The sequence below is a fragment of the Roseibium sp. AWQ4_254 genome, assembly GCF_056161025.1.
Genome location: NZ_JBSWYH010000131.1, coordinates 1 through 224, shown reverse-complemented (window position 1 = coordinate 224; position 224 = coordinate 1). Strand labels below are relative to the sequence as shown.

The following is a 224-nucleotide window of genomic DNA, read 5'->3' as shown; positions in this document are numbered from 1 at the left end:
GCGTGAACCCAGCCTTTGTAGCCAGACAGGTGGCCCTCAGGATGTTTGCCCTTGCGGTCAACCGTGAACCGGTACCACGCCAGCGGTGGAGAGGCCCCGGCCCATGACCGCTCATCCCGGACATAGGTCCAGATCCGGGCAGTTTTGGTCTTCTTCGTTCCCGGAGCCTGAAGCTTGACCGGGGTGTCATCGGCAAAGAGCGCTTCCCCTTGCCGGACCATGCG

At 62.9% G+C, this 224-nt stretch carries 1 protein-coding gene; it reads right to left on the bottom strand.

Annotated features, from left to right (window positions below):
* A partial coding sequence (locus tag ACXAIC_RS24920) for an IS66 family transposase (RefSeq protein WP_475187157.1) occupies window positions 1-224 on the bottom strand: 224 nt, incomplete at both ends.